At 37.9% G+C, this 317-nt stretch carries 1 protein-coding gene; it reads left to right on the forward strand.

Annotated features, from left to right (window positions below):
• The first annotated feature begins 103 nt into the window (after positions 1-103).
• Positions 104-226: a hypothetical protein gene (locus BCT81_RS29910; RefSeq protein WP_258183960.1), complete on the forward strand. Its 123-nt coding sequence runs from the start codon at positions 104-106 to the stop codon at positions 224-226.
• Positions 227-317 lie beyond the last annotated feature (91 nt).

A 317-nucleotide genomic window follows, 5' to 3' on the forward strand; every position in this document is an offset into this window, starting at 1 on the left:
GGTGGGCTTAATATAGATAAAATGATGAAATCAATGGATTAATCAAAACACTAGCGTATTGATTAAGGTGATTTGAACACAATGACAAAGCGTGGAGATGATTATGGGCACAATAATTGGACTGTTAATCTTGGCTGGGATCAGTGTATTCCTGAAGCGTCAAACGGGACTTCACTTACATGAGTGGATTGCAAAAAAATACAAAGAGTCTCAAGACAAAAAATAATGGATTCTCACAGTAGTGACAGACTCCATCGACTAGACTTCAAAAACGAAGGCTTCACAATCGCGAGGCCTTCATTTTATCTATAGAGTGA

Origin of the sequence: Vibrio sp. 10N.261.52.A1 (assembly GCF_002876325.1) — a bacterium.
GTDB classification, from domain to species: Bacteria; Pseudomonadota; Gammaproteobacteria; order Enterobacterales; family Vibrionaceae; genus Vibrio; species Vibrio chagasii.

Excerpts from the sequence above, each read along its gene's own strand:
- BCT81_RS29910 (WP_258183960.1), top strand. The coding sequence starts at position 104 with ATGGGCACAATAATTGGACTGTTAATCTTGGCTGGGATCAGTGTATTC.